At 67.5% G+C, this 15460-nt stretch carries 13 protein-coding genes; 3 read left to right on the plus strand and 10 right to left on the minus strand.

All coding sequences use genetic code 11. The annotated features are described in order from the left end of the window. The 4 genes from AC6CR5_RS11740 to AC6CR5_RS11755 form a co-directional block, all read right to left on the minus strand. Complete coding sequence (locus AC6CR5_RS11740; RefSeq protein WP_232066928.1) at positions 1 to 441, minus strand: TadE/TadG family type IV pilus assembly protein; 441 nt, start codon at positions 439 to 441, stop codon at positions 1 to 3. Further along, positions 408 to 914, minus strand: coding sequence for an A24 family peptidase (locus AC6CR5_RS11745; protein ID WP_053074749.1), 507 nt, complete (start codon positions 912 to 914; stop codon positions 408 to 410). The genes AC6CR5_RS11740 and AC6CR5_RS11745 overlap by 34 nt, the downstream gene beginning before the upstream one ends. A gap of 232 nt (positions 915 to 1146) precedes the next feature. After that, positions 1147 to 1323, minus strand: coding sequence for a Flp family type IVb pilin (locus AC6CR5_RS11750; protein WP_006387769.1), 177 nt, complete (start codon positions 1321 to 1323; stop codon positions 1147 to 1149). 145 nt (positions 1324 to 1468) lie between these two features. Continuing rightward, positions 1469 to 2299, minus strand: a complete 831-nt coding sequence (locus tag AC6CR5_RS11755; protein WP_498085652.1) for an MHYT domain-containing protein — start codon at positions 2297 to 2299, stop codon at positions 1469 to 1471. A gap of 493 nt (positions 2300 to 2792) precedes the next feature. On the opposite strand from AC6CR5_RS11755, the gene AC6CR5_RS11760 reads away from it, so the two are divergent. From AC6CR5_RS11760 to AC6CR5_RS11770, 3 genes are all read left to right on the plus strand, one after another. Then, on the plus strand, positions 2793 to 4502 hold the full coding sequence (locus AC6CR5_RS11760; protein WP_035183252.1) for a ShlB/FhaC/HecB family hemolysin secretion/activation protein: 1710 nt from the start codon (positions 2793 to 2795) through the stop codon (positions 4500 to 4502). Between the two features lie 358 nt (positions 4503 to 4860). Then, entirely contained in the window at positions 4861 to 6459 is a 1599-nt protein-coding gene (locus tag AC6CR5_RS11765; protein ID WP_498085653.1) for a collagen-like triple helix repeat-containing protein, read from the plus strand. Between the two features lie 28 nt (positions 6460 to 6487). Beyond that, a complete protein-coding gene (locus AC6CR5_RS11770) occupies positions 6488 to 7027 on the plus strand; it encodes a MarR family winged helix-turn-helix transcriptional regulator (protein ID WP_020928813.1) in 540 nt (179 codons plus the stop codon). Between the two features lie 57 nt (positions 7028 to 7084). Here AC6CR5_RS11770 and AC6CR5_RS11775 read toward each other — a convergent pair whose 3' ends face one another. The 6 genes from AC6CR5_RS11775 to AC6CR5_RS11800 all read right to left on the minus strand — a co-directional run bounded on the left by AC6CR5_RS11775 (position 7085) and on the right by AC6CR5_RS11800 (position 15422). Beyond that, positions 7085 to 8782: an ABC transporter ATP-binding protein gene (locus tag AC6CR5_RS11775; RefSeq protein ID WP_026384639.1), complete on the minus strand. Its 1698-nt coding sequence runs from the start codon at positions 8780 to 8782 to the stop codon at positions 7085 to 7087. Next, positions 8779 to 10287, minus strand: a complete 1509-nt coding sequence (locus AC6CR5_RS11780) for an ABC transporter permease (RefSeq protein ID WP_024069812.1) — start codon at positions 10285 to 10287, stop codon at positions 8779 to 8781. Before AC6CR5_RS11780 ends, AC6CR5_RS11775 begins: the two co-directional genes overlap by 4 nt. A 5-nt stretch (positions 10288 to 10292) precedes the next feature. Beyond that, entirely contained in the window at positions 10293 to 11270 is a 978-nt protein-coding gene (locus AC6CR5_RS11785) for an ABC transporter permease (RefSeq protein ID WP_006387762.1), read from the minus strand. Then, the gene (locus tag AC6CR5_RS11790; RefSeq protein ID WP_024069813.1) at positions 11267 to 13504 is read right to left on the minus strand and encodes an ABC transporter substrate-binding protein; all 2238 of its coding nucleotides are present in this window, start codon (positions 13502 to 13504) and stop codon (positions 11267 to 11269) included. Before AC6CR5_RS11790 ends, AC6CR5_RS11785 begins: the two co-directional genes overlap by 4 nt. 139 nt (positions 13505 to 13643) lie before the next feature. After that, positions 13644 to 14309, minus strand: coding sequence for a thermonuclease family protein (locus AC6CR5_RS11795; RefSeq protein WP_187378308.1), 666 nt, complete (start codon positions 14307 to 14309; stop codon positions 13644 to 13646). Between the two features lie 102 nt (positions 14310 to 14411). Beyond that, a complete protein-coding gene (locus AC6CR5_RS11800; protein WP_006387759.1) occupies positions 14412 to 15422 on the minus strand; it encodes a magnesium and cobalt transport protein CorA in 1011 nt (336 codons plus the stop codon). Positions 15423 to 15460: the final 38 nt, after the last annotated feature.

The raw sequence follows: 15460 nt of genomic DNA on the forward strand, positions 1-15460 counted from the left end.
TCAATTGCTCCCGTCCAGCGCATTGCCCAGGTGGACCGTGGCGCGGGCCGTCAACACACTCGAAGGCGGCATCAGGGCCTGGGCCAGCAACGGCAGATTGGGGATCAGCGGGTTGGCGCCATAGGGGTAGCTGACAGTGACTTCGATCTGGTCGGCGGTCAACGGCAAGCCGCTGCAGGTGCCCCCGCCGGTGCTGCTGAGCGTGCCGCCGGGGCCGCACACCGCCACCGCCACCGCGGCCGAGGACATGGCGGTGATCCAGCCCGAGCGATCCAGCGCCGTATCGCGGCCGGCATTGGCCCGCACCGTAAGGGACGCGGCGCCCGGCTGCCACTGCAGGACCTTGCGGGCGCCGTCCTGCGCCGCCAGGGTGACTGAATGCTGGGCGGTGAAGACCAGTGCGTACGTCAGGATCGCGTAGAACACCAGGAAAAACACCACGAATACCAGGCCGAATTCAAGGGAATAAGCGCCACGCTGAGCGCGGCAACGCCCAGATAGGCGCCGTACGGCGTCTGGCGGGCCCGAAGCGGCAGCGCCCGGCTTCGGGAAAGAAACAGGTACGACAAGGCATGCAGGCCGGCCAGCAGGCTGGCGGCCACCAACGTCATCACCAGCGGCGCGAAGCCCGCCAGCAACCCGAGGATGGCGATCGCCTTGACGTCGCCCGCGCCCATCAGGCGCCGGCTCCAGAGCGGAAAGAACGGCAAGGCCAGCGCGAATCCGGCCAATGCCATGGACCAGCCGGCCCAGCGCGGCGGATACCCCCATGCCGGCGCCAGCCATGCCGCCAGCAGCCACAGCGCCTGTCCCGCGAAGCCCGCGACGATAAGCGTGTTGGGTACGCGGCGATAGCGCAGATCGGTGTATATCAACACCAGATTCCAGCATGCGAACAACAGCCACCACAGCACTTCCCCTGGATACAAGGCAGGACCTTCCGACGGTTTCGGTTTCAATGCGGCAATACATGGTCGCGCGGCCCCCGGGAGCCGATGCGCGCAACGCCGTCAATCCGCAACCGCCCGAAATCGCCGCGCGGGAAGTGTTGCCAACATCAGCTCCGCGCCAGGCGGGGCGGGGACCCGGCCTTCCGCGCATGCCTGGTTGGGACCAGGCCCGCCGGATCGGCCGGGGCCTTCGGCCTCACGTGGACGCGGCGGCCAGCTTTGCTTGCAGCGACGTGAACAGGTCGCCGAGCGCGCCCGTGAATGTCGCCAAAGCCGCTACCAGCGCCACCGCGATGGTGCCCGCGATCAGGCCGTATTCCAGGGCGGTGATGCCTTCTTCTTCGTTCCAGAACTGCGCAAGTTTCGCTTTCATGTCGAGCTCCTGAGGTCTCGCTTGATAATCGAGCCATGCCGCGGGGCGGCAGTGGCCCCCTAAACCCGGTGCAAGCGGCGCGCTGGCATGTTCCACGCCCGCGCGCTTCCGGGGTACTCAGGCCGCAAAGGCCCTTGACTCACCCTCAACCCGGCCCCAGCGTGGAGCCGGGCGCCCTGCCCCCCTCCGCCGCCGGCGCCGATTCAATGATCGAATCGATACGTTGCGCAAGGCGCGCGCGGAAACGGCGCGAGGCCCGCTGCAAATGCCAACGCATCACCAGCAGCATGACCGCCGACAGCGCGAACGCGATATACGGCAGCATCACCCCGCCGATCTGCATGCTGGAGAATTCGCGCGGCGTGGTGCAGACCACCGTGCCGGCCGCCACGCCCGTGTAATGCATGCCGCACACCGCCACCGCCATCAAAATGGCCGAGGCGGCGCGCTGAAACTCATTCTGCGTGTTGAAGGCCAGCCACAATGCGGCTGACGCGGCAATAACGGCTATGAGCACCGATAAAACCACCATCGGCAGATTCCACATGAATACCGCCGGCATGCGCATGGCGCTGATGCCCACATAATGCATGGCCGCCACGCCGAGACCGGCGGCCAGGCCGCCCACCAGGCAGCGCATAAATGTGAAACGGTCGCGGCCGACATACCAGAAGGCCCAGCCGGAAAAACCGGCGGCCACCAGGAAACTGAGCGCCGTCAATCCCGTCTGGTAACCCACCTCGAACGGCAGCTGCTGCGCCTGCATGCCGATGAAATGCATGCTCCAGATACCCACCCCGCCCATCGCCAGCGCGCCGATGATGATGTAACCGATGCGGATCTCGCCGTCCCGCGTTTCCGCCCGGATGCCCACCGCGGCAAGCAAGGCGACGTAGGAGCCGAGGGCCGCGATCAGGAACGACAACGCCACCAGCCCGGCATGGAACGACAGCGGAACGATATCGCCCGGGTTCATGCGCGGCTCCTGTGAGCCGGCCGCCGACGGACGCATCTCGCGGGCCGGCATACGACGATTCTGTTGCGGTCATCCTGGTCCATCTTGCGGACTCCCGAAAGCCAGTAAACCCGATGTGTTTTGAAACGTTTATATAGTCTTATCTATTAACAATTAATACACATCAGGGTTTATACCAGTATTCGCAATGCTGCGACAGCTTACTTGTAACGAATACCCGGAAATTAGCCAGCTTCATTTTCAAATACCCCGGAAAACCCGCGATCAGGCGCCGTCCGGATTGCCTTTCATTGCGCGCTGTTGTTATATCCACGTTTCCGGCCAGTCACAATGAAATAATTTGTCATTGGCTTGCCGCGCTGGCAACATACCGCCTGAACGACGCGCACGGTTTAACTCCTTATAAAGCGGCCCCATTCAGTCACGCCCTTATTCAGGTATTTATCTTCGGCCTGTTTAAACGGCGTCAGCGGCAAACGAGAGACCACCAGGCATGAGACGTACGCTTCCCGCAAGTCCGCTTTCCCTTGCCCTTTTCTGCATGCTGGCCGCCGTCGGCGCGGCGCGGGCCGACGGCCCCTTACGCGGCAACCCGGTCGATGCCATGCCGCAGATCGAACGGCCGCCCGGCGCCACCCAGCCTCCCCCGGTGGTACAGGCCGCCACGCCGGAACAACTGGCGCTGCAGGCGCGGCTGGCGCAACGCATCGTGCCCCGGCATTTCGATGTCACGGGCGTGCACGAAATGCCGTTCGAGGAGGTCTCCGCCCTGCTCGCGCCGCTCTCGGGCAAGGAGATCAGCCTGGGCGAACTGGTGCAGCAGGTCGACAAGATCACGCAGTTGTACCGCGACCGCGGCTATCCGCTGTCGTTCGCGCTGGTCCAGAACCAGAGCTTCGCCAATGGGCTGGTGGTCGTCACCGTGGTCGAAGGCTATATCGGCACGGTGCGCATCGAAGGCGATATCGGCAACGCCCAGGACCGGCTGGAATCGCTGGCCGAGCCGCTCAAGCAGGAGAAACCGCTGAAGCAGGCCACGCTGGAGCGCGTGCTGAACCTGATGCGGACCGTGCCGGGCGTGAAGTTCACGCCTTCGCTGGACCTGCCGCGGCGCGCCGACGGCGCCACCGAACTGGTGCTGGCCGCCTCGCGTCAGCCGGTCAGCCTGACCGGCGGCGTGGCCGACCTGGGCACCGGTATGCAACCCCTGGTGAACGCCGCCACCAACAGCCTCACGCCACTGGGCGAGCAGGTCAAGCTGACGGCGTCGATCCCGTTCAATACCGACGACGTCAAATACGTGTCCGGCGAGATCCGCGTGCCGCTGGGCAACGACGGCCTGGCCGTCAAGGTGGACGGCTATCACTATGATGCGCGGCCCGAGGACGAGGCGATCGAATACCTGGGCTTCAATCGCCGGGTCAAGAACGACCGCATCGGCATCGGCGTCAGCTATCCGTTCCTGTTGAACAACACCCGTTCGCTGACCGGCACGCTGGGCGTCTACGCCGCCAACTCCAAGGATCGCTACGAAGCCAAGAATTCCGATCGCTGGCTGCAGCAGGATTCGCAGGTGCGCGCCGCCAACCTCGAAATGCGCTATATCCAGGTGTCGGAATCCATGACGACCGACGTGACGCTGGGCGTGGCCAAGGGCTTCGACGCGGCCGGCGCGAAGAAGGAGATCAGCACCAACTATGGCTATTCCGCCGTTCCCGTCCTCGACCTGGATTTCACGCGCTACAACCTGAACGCCAAGCAGACCTTCGCCCTGCCAGCCCAGTTCGGCCTGACCCTGTCCGGCGCGGCCCAGTATTCCAGCAACATCCTGCCGTCGTCGGAGCAAGTGTCGTACGGCAGCTGGCGCTACGCGATGGGCTATCCGCAGGGCGAGCAAAGTGGCGACAAGGGCGTGGGGGTTTCCGCCGAAGTCAATCGCCGCTTCGGCATCGGCTGGGAATACCTGACGAATGTGCAGCCTTACGCGCTTATCGACTATGCGCGCACCTGGTACAACAATTCCGGCTTGCAGCAATTGAATCAGCGTCACCTTTCCTCGGTGGCGCTGGGACTGCGCTTTACCGACGACAAGTACTACCTGTTCGATTTCAATGTGGCCAAGCCTATCGGTTCGGCGACGGTGAACAACGACCGCGACCTGCGCTTCAACGCCAATTACTCGCTGTATTACGACGCATTCTGATTGGGCATCCATACCTGGGGGTCCATATACCCGCCCGCCACCACGCCTGTTTCGACAGGCGTTTTTTTTGGCCTGTTCCATACACCGCGTTACGTAACGTGGCCCGTAACGTAACGGCTGTTACCCCCTTCGGCGTAACATTCGCAGGTCAGGCGTGATCGTAAAAATGGGGGATTCAAAACATTGGTACAAACCCTCTAATAGACAAATAACATATTGATTTAAAAGGATTTTTTCACGAAATAAAAATACCCCGCCGCGTTGCCGGACGGCATTCGAAAAATATTGGCACGGTTTATGCATGTAGGGATGTATCGGGCAGTTTCGACGCCTGACACTTCCCCCACAGGAGCTCGCCATGAATGCCAAGATTGAAACGCAGCGCGTACAACGTATTCTGACCTCCACCGTCATGGCGGCCGCTCTGATGAGCGCGCTGGCCGCATGCGGCGGCGGTGGTGGTGGCCACAAGAGTTCGGCTTCCCTGCCCGGCACGAATATTCCCACCAATCCCGGCGGTCCGAACAACCCGAACAACCCGAATAATCCGAACAACCCGACCGATCCGGTCGCGACGGGTTTGCTGCAAACCACGCTGGGTAATACGGGCAAGGCCGTCGACAATACCCTGCCCTTGAATCTCGGCACCACGCTGGGCGGCGTCGGCAAGGCGCTCGACCCCACCGTCAAGCCGGTGGTCGATACCGTCGTCGGCCTGACCCAGCAAGTCGGCGCCACCACTGGCCTGGGCCAGCCTGTCGACGGCACCGTCAAGCAAGTGGGCGGCCTGGTCGAAGGCCTGGGCACCACGGTCAAGGGCACCGGGCTGCCCGGCGGCCTGAGCAGCGGCGTCGGCGGCCTGGTCGAAGGCCTGGGCAAGACGGTCGCCAGCACCGGCGGCCTGCTCAATGCCGATCCCAAGAATCCGCAACCACTGACCACGGTGCTGGGCAATGCCACCAACGCGGTGGGCGCCCTGACCGCCGGCCTGTCCGGCCAGGGCGGCCTGCTGAACCCCGTGACCCAATTGGTCGGCGGCGTGACCGGCGGCGTGCTGGGCGGACCGTCCAAGCCTTTGCTCGAACCGGCCCTCGGCAACGTCGGCAAGACCGTCGACAACGTGTTGCCGCTGGGCCTGCAACCGACCCTCGGGGGCATCGGCGCGGCGCTCGACCCGACGGCCAGCCCCCTGGCCGGCACGGTGGTCGGCCTGACCCAGCAAGTGGGCGCCACCACCAAGCTGGGCGCGCCGGTCGCCGGCCTGCTCAACACCCTGGGCGGCACCGTCAGCAACCTGGGCACGCAATTGCCCGGCGGCAACGTGGCCGGTTTGAATGGCGTGCTGCAAGGCCTGGGCGGCGCGGTCAGCAGTGCCGGCGGCCTGTTGAATGCCACGCCCGGCAACACCAACCCGCTCGGCAACACGCTGGCCAATGCCACCGGCGCGGTCGCCTCCCTGACCAGTGGCCTGGGCCTGGGCGGCGCGGTGGGCGGCAACAACGGCGGCCTGCTCAGCCCGATCACCGGCATCCTGGGTGGCGTGACCGGCGGCGCGGCGGGCGGTAACGGCGGCCTGCTGGCTCCGGTGACCGGCCTGCTCGGCGGCGTGACCGGCAACCTGGGCGGGGCCACGGGCGGCGCGGCCAACGGCGGCTTGCTGGGCGGCCTGCTGGGCGGCGTGACCGGCGCCACCGGTGGCACGGCCGGCGGCGCCGCGGGCGCCAACGGCGGCCTGCTGGGCGGCCTGCTGGGCGGCCTGACGGGCGGCGCGACGGCCAGCGCGGGCGCGGGCGCCAGCGCCGGTGGCGGCGCCACGGGCACGGCCGGCAACGGCGGCCTGCTCGGCGGCCTGCTGGGCGGCGTGACGGCCGGCGTCAGCGGCAGCGCCAGCACCGGAGGCACCACCAACGGCGGCTTGCTGGGCGGCCTGCTCGGCGGCCTGACCGCCAAGAAGTAATCGACGGGATCCGTGAGGGAGCGACGCCATGCTGCAACAAGAAACCATCGTCCACCACGAGCATGTGACCGTGATGCCTGAATCCCGCAATAGTGACCTGCGTCCCGGAATGCTTGACGATATCGCCCTGATGCTGGGCCGGCAGTTCGCCGTGTACAACGCGGCGTGCCAGTCGGCCCTGGCGGAGAAACTGGGTATCCCCCTGGCGGATCTGAAAGCGCTGGAACTGGTGATGGAGTTCGATGCCCTGCCCACCGGGCAACTGGCCCAGTTGATGGGCATCAGCTCCGGCGGCGCCACCGCCTTGATCAACCGCCTGGAAGCGGCCGGCTATGTGCAACGCGGCCGCCATCCGCTGGATCGCCGCATGATCGTGATCCGGCCGGTCGAGGAGCAATGCCAGCAACTGACCCAGGAACGCCAGTGGGTGGCCGAGGCGGTGGTGTTGATGGCCCGGCGCTACGACGCCGGCGAGCTGGAAGTGGTGCATGCCTTCCTGGCGCAATGTGTCCGCGCCCTGCGGCACGACACGCTGGTCTGGCTCGAAACCCGCAACGCCCACGACTGAGCCGCCCAGGCGCGCGCATGCCGCGCCCCGATCCGCCATAGGATCGGGGCGCGGTTTTCATTCGGGCGCGCCGAATTGCAGCCGCGGCACCGCGTCGAGCAGCCGGCGCGTCATGTCCTGGCGCGGCGCGTGCAGCACCGCGTCGGCCTCGCCCAGTTCGACGATGCGGCCGCCGTCCATGACCGCGATGCGGTCAGCCAGATACTCGACCACGCCGAAATTGTGGGTGATGAACAGGTAGGCGATGCCCAGCTCGCCCTGCAGCTCGCGCAGCAGGTCGAGGATCTGCGCCTGCACCGAGACGTCCAGCGCCGAGGTCGGCTCGTCGCAGATCAGCACCTTGGGTTCGACCGCCAGGGCCCGGGCGATGGCGATGCGCTGGCGCTGGCCGCCGGAGAACTCGTGCGGATAGCGCGCCAGCGTGTTGGCCGGCAGGCCGACGCGCTCGACCAGGCGGACGGCGCGGTCGCGTCGCTCGCGCGCGCCCATGCCGCGGCGCAGCGACTCCAGGCCTTCGTCGAGGATGTCGCCGACCCGCATGCGCGGATCGAGCGATGCGTATGGGTCCTGGAACACGATCTGGATGTCCTGGCGCAGCCGTTGCAAGCGGGCGCGGTCGGCGGTCAGCAGGTCCTGCCCCTGCAGCATGGCGCGGCCCGAGATACGGGCGCCGTCGATCAGGCGCAGCAGCGCCTTGCCGGTGGTGGTCTTGCCGCAACCGGACTCGCCCAGCAGCGCCAGGGTTTCGCCGGCACGCAGCGTGAACGTCACGCCGTCGACCGCCTTGACCCACGAGGCCACGCGCCGCAGCGGGCCCTTGCGCACCGGGTAATGGACCTTCAGGTCCTGCACGTCCAGCACCACGCCCGGCTCGCGCGGTCGCTTGCGGGCCGCGTCCTGCGCCTGGGCCGCGCGGCCGGCCTGGCTGAGAGGCACGCCGCGCTTTTCAAAGGTGGGAATGGCGTCGAACAACTGACGCGCGTAGGGATGCTTGGGCGCGCGGAAGAATTCCTCGGCGCTGGCGCTTTCGACGATTTCGCCGCCACGCATCAGGGCCACGTGATGGGCCACGTTGCGCACCACCGCCAGGTCATGGGTGATGAGCAGCACCGCCATGCCGATCTCGCGCTGGATGCCCGCCAGCAGGTCCAGCACCTGCGCCTGCACGGTGACGTCCAGCGCGGTGGTGGGCTCGTCGGCGATCAGCAGCAGGGGTTCCGCCGCCAGCGCGATGGCGATCATGACGCGCTGCTTCTGGCCGCCGGAGAACTGGAATGGGTAATCGTCCACGCGCCGCTCGGGCTCCGGGATGCCGACCCGCCGCAGCCAGTCGATGGCCCGGGCGCGCGCCGCGGCGCCGCGCAGCGGCGTGTGCGCCACCAGCGTCTCGATGATCTGGTCGCCGACCCGCATGACGGGATTCAGGCTGGTGGACGGTTCCTGGAAGATGATGCCGATGCGGCCGCCGCGCACGCCGCGCATGGCGCTCTCGGGCAGGCGGTTGAGGTCTTCGCCGTCCAGGTCGATCTGGCCGCCGACGATGCGGCCGGCGTCCGGCAGCAGGCGCAACAGCGCCAGCGCCGTCATGCTCTTGCCGCAGCCGGACTCGCCCACCAGGGCGAAGGTCTCGCGCTGCGAGATGGCCAGCTGCAGGCGCTTGACCGCGTGCGTCATGCCGCTGTCGCCGGCGATGTCGACGTCCAGCCCGCGCACGGCCAGCAGGGGCGTGTCCTGGCGGTTATCCTGCTGGCTCATGGCGCGTCTCCGGATTTGGTGGCGCGGGCGTCGGCCGCCAGCGCGGCGCCCGGACGGCGGCCGAACCAGCCCATGCCGGGCAGGCGGCCCGGCTTGTAGCGGCGGGTGCGCGGATCGAAGGCGTCGCGCACCGCGTCGGCGAACAGGTTGGCGGCCAGCACCAGGGCCAGCATGAAAAGAAACGCGGTCATCAGGTTCCACCAGATCATCGGGTCGCGCGACATTTCCAGGCGGGCGCCGTCGATCATCGAGCCGAACGAATTCATGCTGGGATCGACGCCGATGCCCAGATAGGACAGCACCGCCTCGTACAGCACCAGGCCGGAGAATTCCAGCACCACGGTGATCAGCACCAGGTGCGCGACATTGGGCAGCAGGTGGCGCGTCATGATGCGCCAGTGCGATACGCCGAAGGCGCGCGCGGCCTGCACGTATTCCAGCTCGCGCAGCTTGAGGGTCTCGGCGCGCAGCAGGCGGCACAGCCCGGCCCAGCCGGTGAAGCCGAGGATCATGCACAACAGGAACAGGCGCAGGTCGGCGCGCGCCGCGGAGGTGTCGAACAGCTCGGCGTGGTTGTCGATGTACACCTGCATCATCAGCGCGCAGGCCGCCACCAGCAGCACGCCCGGGATCGAGGTGATGGTGGTGTAGAGATACTGGATGGCGTCGTCGATCCTGCCCTTGAAGTAGCCCGCCGCGATGCCGAACACGATGGCCGGCGGCAGCATCGCGAGCGTGGTCAGGCTGCCGATGACGAGCGCGGTGCGGATGCTCTTGAGCGCCTGCCACAGCACATCGTTGCCGATGCGGTCGGTGCCCAGGGCGTGGTAGCCGCTGGACAGCCCGGCCAGCGCCCCCGCCACCAGGCACAGCAGGGTGAAGGTGATGGCCATGGCGCGCCATGGCACCTCGGCGCGCCCGCCCAGAAGGGCCTCGGCCGCCGCCGACGCGCCGCCGCGCCGCGCCAGGCAGGCGAACAGCAGGCCGGCGCCGATCAGCGCCACCGCCAGCCCCGCCGCAAGGCCCAGGCCCAGCCGGTAGTAGACGTCGCCCAGGTGGTCGCGGTCGGGGTCGGCCAGGTGCGTGCCGGCCGCCCGCAGGCGCGGAAAATCGCGCACCGGCTTGTCGTCGACCAGCAGGGTTTCCTTGGTGAACTGGCGCACCGCCAACGGACTGGAATAGGTCTTCTCGGGCTGGGTCAGCACGCTGCCGCGCAACAGGCCGTCCAGCGCCGACTTGACCGCCGGCGCGTAGACCGGCGCGGCGTCGGCGGCCGCGCCCGGCGCGGGCGGCAGCTGCGGCCGGTAATGGACGGAATCGAGCAGGCCGACCAGCGCGAACGCCGCCAGCACCACCGCCGAGCACATGGCCGGCGTGTCGCGCGCCACCCGCGCCCAGGTCGAACGCAGGTTCGGGCTGCGCCGCACCCGCCAGGCGTAGGCCAGCGCGCCCAGCACCATGAGCCACAGCGCAATGTCGGTCCAGAGGAATACGAACTTGGGCATGGCGGCTACTCGAATCGGACGCGGGGGTCAGCCAGCGTGTAGGAAATGTCGGCCAGGATCAGCCCGACGATGTACAGCGACGCCCCCAGGAACACCATGGCGCGCACGATGGAGAAGTCCTGCGCGTTGATGGCGTCGATGGTGTAGCTGCCCAGGCCCGGGATGCCGAAGAAGGACTCGGCGATCAGGCTGCCCATGAACAGCAGCGGCAAGGCGGCCACGGTGCTGGTCAGGATCGGCAGCATGGCGTTGCGCAGCACGTGTCGGAACAGCACCACGCGCTCGGCCAGCCCCTTGGCGCGCGCGGTGCGCACGTAGTCCTTGCCGATTTCCTCAAGGAACAGGGTGCGGTAGAAGCGCGCCTCGGGGCCCAGGCGCGAGACGATCGCCACCAGCACCGGCAGCGCCAGGAACTTGATCATGTCCAGGCCGCCCTCGAAGCCCGAGAACGGCACCAGCCGCAGCAGCTTGGCGAACATCCACTGCCCGGCGATGATGTAGAACAGGCTGGAGATCGACAGCAGGATGACGCACACCACCACGCCCCAGAAGTCCAGCCGGGTGGCGCGGAAGTACACCAGCGTCAGTGAAAACACGATGCTGGCGAACAGCCCCAGGAAGAAGGTCGGCACCGCCAGCGCCAGGCTCGGCCCCATGCGCGTCTGGATCTCGCGGCCGATGTCGCGGCCGCCGTCGGAGGCGCCGAAGTCCATCGCCAGCAGCGGCACCGAGCGCTGGTAGAACACGGTGTCGGTCAGTTGCGCCGAACCCTTGGCCTGGGCGTTGTAGAACAGCGGCTTGTCGTAGCCGTGCTCGACCTTCCATTTCTCGACCGCGTCCTGGCTGACGCGCTGGCCGCCGATGGCCAGGCGCGCCATGTCGTCGGGCGTGTTGACCGCGAAGAACAGGATGAAGGTGAAGAGGTTCACGCCGATCAGAATCAGCACGCCGTACAGCAGCCGGCGGATGACGTAGCCGATCATGATTGATGCTCCTTGCGGGAAGCCTGGGCGAAGGCGGTCTGCCGTTCGCGCCGCTTGAGCGCCACGTAGGACGGCCAGATCGCCAGCGCGATCAGCAGCACGAACAGGCCCACCGGCCACCAGATGGGGGAATTCCATTCATCGATCTTGCGCTCGCGCAGGGCGGGATCGATCTTCATGTACTGCAGCGTGTTGCGCACCATCTGGGTGGGCTTGGCGTTGCCGACCCATTGCTGGTAGGCGCCGCCCGACATCGGGAAGTAACCGAACATCCAGGGCGCGTCGCGCTGCACGATGGCGACCATGCGCTGGATCAGCGCTTCCTTTTCGGGGCCATCGTCCAGGAACTTCATCTGCTCGAACAGCCTGTCGTATTCGGGGCTGTCGTAGTTGGCGGCGTTCTCGCCGCCGCCCTTGGCCTTGGCGTTGGGGCCGTACAGCAGGAACAGGAAGTTCTCGGCGTCGGGGTAGTCGGCGTTCCAGCCCCACAGGAAGATCTGCGCCGACCCGCGCCGCATCTTGTCCTGGAAGCGGTTGTAGTCGGTCGAGCGCACGTCCATCTGCACGCCGATCTTGGCCATCTGCCGCCGCATCCAGTCGAACTGCGGGTTGGAGCCGCCGCCCGTCATGGAGTCGTAGTACAGCACCAGCGGCGCGCCGGTGACGGCATTGCGGCCGTCGGGGTAGCCGGCCTCGGCCAGCAGCTTGCGCGCGGTCTCGATGGATTTGCGCACCGGCTTGCCGTCGACCAGGTCGTAGACCACCGGGTTCACGCCCTCGGGCGGTTCGCGGTAGCCCAGCACACCGGGCGGCACCGGGCCGTAGGCCACCGAGGCCTGGCTGTTCTCGAACACCGCCACGTATTCTTCCCAGTCGAAGGCGATGCTGATGGCCTGGCGCAGCTTGCGGTTCTTCTCGGCCTGCTCGGGCGTGTCGCCCTTGCCCACCACCGGGTCGAGCCAGTTGAAGCCCATGTACCAGTTGGCGGTCTCGACCGTGGTGGGCAGGCGGATGCCGTGCTCGGCGTACTTGCGCGCCTTGTCCTGGCTGTCGCCAGCGGCCACCAGCATGGCCACGCCGTACTCGCCGCGCTCGATCTGCGGCACGTCGTAGTAGCCCTGCATGAACTTGCCGGTCAGCGGAATGGCTTCCTTCTCGACGCTGAACACGGCGCGGTCGATGAAGGGCGTGGGCTTGCCGCAATCGGCCAGCAGGCCGGCGGCGCGATCGCCCGGCTCGCCTTCGCAGGGATAGGGTTCGCCGTGGAAGTTGGGGTTGCGCGCCAGCACGTGGCGGCGGTTCTGCAGCGACTCGGCCAGCATGTAGGGGCCGGTGCCGACCGGCCAGGTGTTGAGCGACAGGTCGTGCTCGGCCATGCCGGGCTGGTTGTAGAAGCGGTCGGCCTCCCAGGGCACGGGCGCCGTGAAGGTCATGGCCAGCCAGTACTTGAACTGCGGGTACTTGCCGTTGACGCGGATGCGCAGCGTGTGCGGGTCGAGCGCCTGCACGCCGGTGAAGCCGTCCGGCTCGCGCAGGTCCAGCCACGACGCGCCACCGCCGCCGGGAAGGTCGCGGCGCAGCGCCTTGTCACGCTCGCGCAGGCGGTCGCCATATTCCTTCAGGCCGCTCACGTATTCGGCCATCAGCGAATAGATCGGCGACACCACGCGCGGGCTGGCCAGGCGGCGGAAGGCGTAGACGTAGTCGTCGGCGGTGAGTTCGCGGGTGCCGGTGCGCGGAAAGTCGGGAATGGCGAACTTGTCGGCCAGGTCCTCGGGCGCGATCGGGAAGTAGTCGTAGCTGCCGTCGGTCTTGCGGGCGAAGGCCGGGTGCGGCGCGAAACGCATGCCGGGCTTGATCCTGATGTCGTAGATGCTCTGGGCGATCTGCTCGCCCGGCGCGTCGGCCGGCAGCACCTTGCCCTGCGCGTCCAGGTAGACCGGCGGGTCGATCGAGGCCGCGGCGCGCGGGATCAGTTCGTAGGGCCGCTTGAGGTAGTGGTAGCCGTACAGCGTCTCATAGATGCTGTAGGTATAAGGGGTTTCATCGCCGGAATAAGAGCTGGCCGGGTCCAGGTACTTGGGCGAGCGCTTGACGAAGGCGGAATACAGGGTGTTCCGGCCTTCGGCGCCGGACGGATAAGGGCTGTTGATGGGACTGCCGTCCCGGGAGCAGCCCGCCAACGCCAGCAACAGCATCATGGCCGCCGCCCAGAGCCGCATCAAAGCACGCATGGAAACCTTTCCTTCTATTCAGTGCGACAGAGGATAGCAAAGGTATATCCGCCCCAGTACCCTGGCATCCCCCTAGGGAACTTGCGCAGGCGGCTCTCCACACACACCAGGACGGATTACCCCCGCCGGCCTGCGCCAATCAGCCGCACTGGCGCTGGCGCCAGCAGTCGTAGCGCCACTTCCAGGGCTGCATCGGATCCTTGCCGGCCCACAGGCCGCGGCCGGCCGCCCTGGCCTGGCGCTGCAACTCGGGCATGGCCTTGTCGTTGAGGTAGTCGCCCTGGCGCGCGGTGTAGGCCCAGGCGTAGCCGGCCTCGACCTGCAGCCGGTTGGCCGAGCGGCCGTCGTCCAGGATCAGCGCGCAGACGTCGCGGCCGTACTGGTCCTTCTGGTAGCACTGGGCGGTCAGGGTCTTGCCGGCCACCAGGCCGGCCAGGTGCTGGCGCGCGGCCTCGGCGTAGGGCTGGCCGGGCTGCTCGTTGCCATGGCCCTCTTCCGGCGCGTCGATGCTGTCCATGCGGATGCGGCGCTGGCCGTCGGGCGCGCGCAGCGTCACGGTGTCGCCGTCGGCGACGTTGACGATCATGCCGGTCAGGGTATAGCTGCCGGCGGGAACGTCGCCGGCCAGGGCCGCGCCGGGCTTGCCGCGCGGCGCGGGCGCGCTGGCGGCGGGTCGTTCGGCCGGCCGCTCGCCCCCCTGCCGGGCAGGCTGCAGCCAGTTGACGAGGGCGCCGGCCGCGGCCAGGATCAGGGCGACGACGAGGGCGGTCAGCTTGCTGCCGCCGAAGGGGGATTTGCCGCGCACGAGCCGGGCTCCGGAATCAGAAACGCAGGCAGTTTGCCACAGCCGGGCCGGCGCCGCGCGCGCCAGTGTGTCGCCGCCGGCACGGCGCCGCCGTCCGCCGCGCTACAGCCAGCCCGACTTGCGAAAGCGCCAGTACAGCAGCGAACAGACCGACACGATCACGCCCAGCGTGACCGGATAGCCGAACGGCGAATCCAGTTCGGGCATGAACTTGAAGTTCATGCCGTAGATGCCGGCGATGGCGGTGGGCACGGCCAGGATGGCGGCCCATGACGCCAGCTTGCGGGTGGTGTCGTTCTGCGCGGCCTGGCCGATCATCAGGCTGGCTTCGAAGGCGAAGGCCAGCGACTCGCGCAGCGAATTGAACAGTTCATCGACCCGCAGCACGCGGTCGGCCACCTCGCCGAAATACGGTCGCGCGTGTTCATCGACCGCCGACATCTCGACCCGCGCCAGGCGGCGGCAGATCTCGGCCAGCGGCGACACCACGGTGTGGATGCGCAGGAGGTCGCGGCGCTGGCGGTACAGCCTGCGGATGTCGGAGTCCTTGGCGCCGCGGATCAGCAGCTTCTGCTCGGCGCCCTCGACCACCGACTCGATCTTGCCGGCCGCCGCCACGTAGCGGTCCACCAGCCAGTCCAGCAGTTCGGAGGCGACGTAGTCGCTGCCGCGCTTGAGCAGGTCGGGCGAGGCCTCCAGCCGTTCGCGCAAGGGACTGTGGCCGGCGGTGGCGCCGCGCCGCACGGTGACCAGGAAGCCTTCGCCGATCAGGAACTGGGTTTCACCGAAGATGGGGCGCTCGGCCTCGACCTCGACGGTGATGGCGACGATCAGCACCATGTTGCCGTAGTCGATGATCTTGGGCCGGCGGTGCGACTCCAGCATTTCTTCCATGTTCTTGTCGCAGGCGCCCAGTTGGTTGACGACGTCGGCAAGCCGTTCGGGGCTGGGATTGCGCAGGCCGATCCACACCATGCCGTGCTTGGGATCGACGTGCCTGCCCACCTCCTCGATGGGCACCTCGTGGTCGCGCCGGCCATTCACATAGGCGATGGAGGCCACGACTTCGCCCTGGGGCGGCGCGGCGACGGCGGCGGTTGCTTCGGTAGACATAGACATCCTTTGGCGATGCGAGCCCTGCGGGTGCAGCG

The sequence above is a fragment of the Achromobacter sp. EG18 genome, from assembly GCF_059759395.1.

Bases quoted from the DNA above. Each gene is read 5' to 3' on its own strand.
- AC6CR5_RS11750 (WP_006387769.1), bottom strand. From the start codon at position 1,323: ATGAAAGCGAAACTTGCGCAGTTCTGGAACGAAGAAGAAGGCATCACC.
- AC6CR5_RS11755 (WP_498085652.1), bottom strand. From the start codon at position 2,299: ATGAACCCGGGCGATATCGTTCCGCTGTCGTTCCATGCCGGGCTGGTG.
- AC6CR5_RS11760 (WP_035183252.1), top strand. From the start codon at position 2,793: ATGAGACGTACGCTTCCCGCAAGTCCGCTTTCCCTTGCCCTTTTCTGC.
- AC6CR5_RS11765 (WP_498085653.1), top strand. From the start codon at position 4,861: ATGAATGCCAAGATTGAAACGCAGCGCGTACAACGTATTCTGACCTCC.
- AC6CR5_RS11770 (WP_020928813.1), top strand. From the start codon at position 6,488: ATGCTGCAACAAGAAACCATCGTCCACCACGAGCATGTGACCGTGATG.
- AC6CR5_RS11775 (WP_026384639.1), bottom strand. From the start codon at position 8,782: ATGAGCCAGCAGGATAACCGCCAGGACACGCCCCTGCTGGCCGTGCGC.
- AC6CR5_RS11780 (WP_024069812.1), bottom strand. From the start codon at position 10,287: ATGCCCAAGTTCGTATTCCTCTGGACCGACATTGCGCTGTGGCTCATG.
- AC6CR5_RS11785 (WP_006387762.1), bottom strand. From the start codon at position 11,270: ATGATCGGCTACGTCATCCGCCGGCTGCTGTACGGCGTGCTGATTCTG.
- AC6CR5_RS11790 (WP_024069813.1), bottom strand. From the start codon at position 13,504: ATGCGTGCTTTGATGCGGCTCTGGGCGGCGGCCATGATGCTGTTGCTG.
- AC6CR5_RS11800 (WP_006387759.1), bottom strand. From the start codon at position 15,422: ATGTCTACCGAAGCAACCGCCGCCGTCGCCGCGCCGCCCCAGGGCGAA.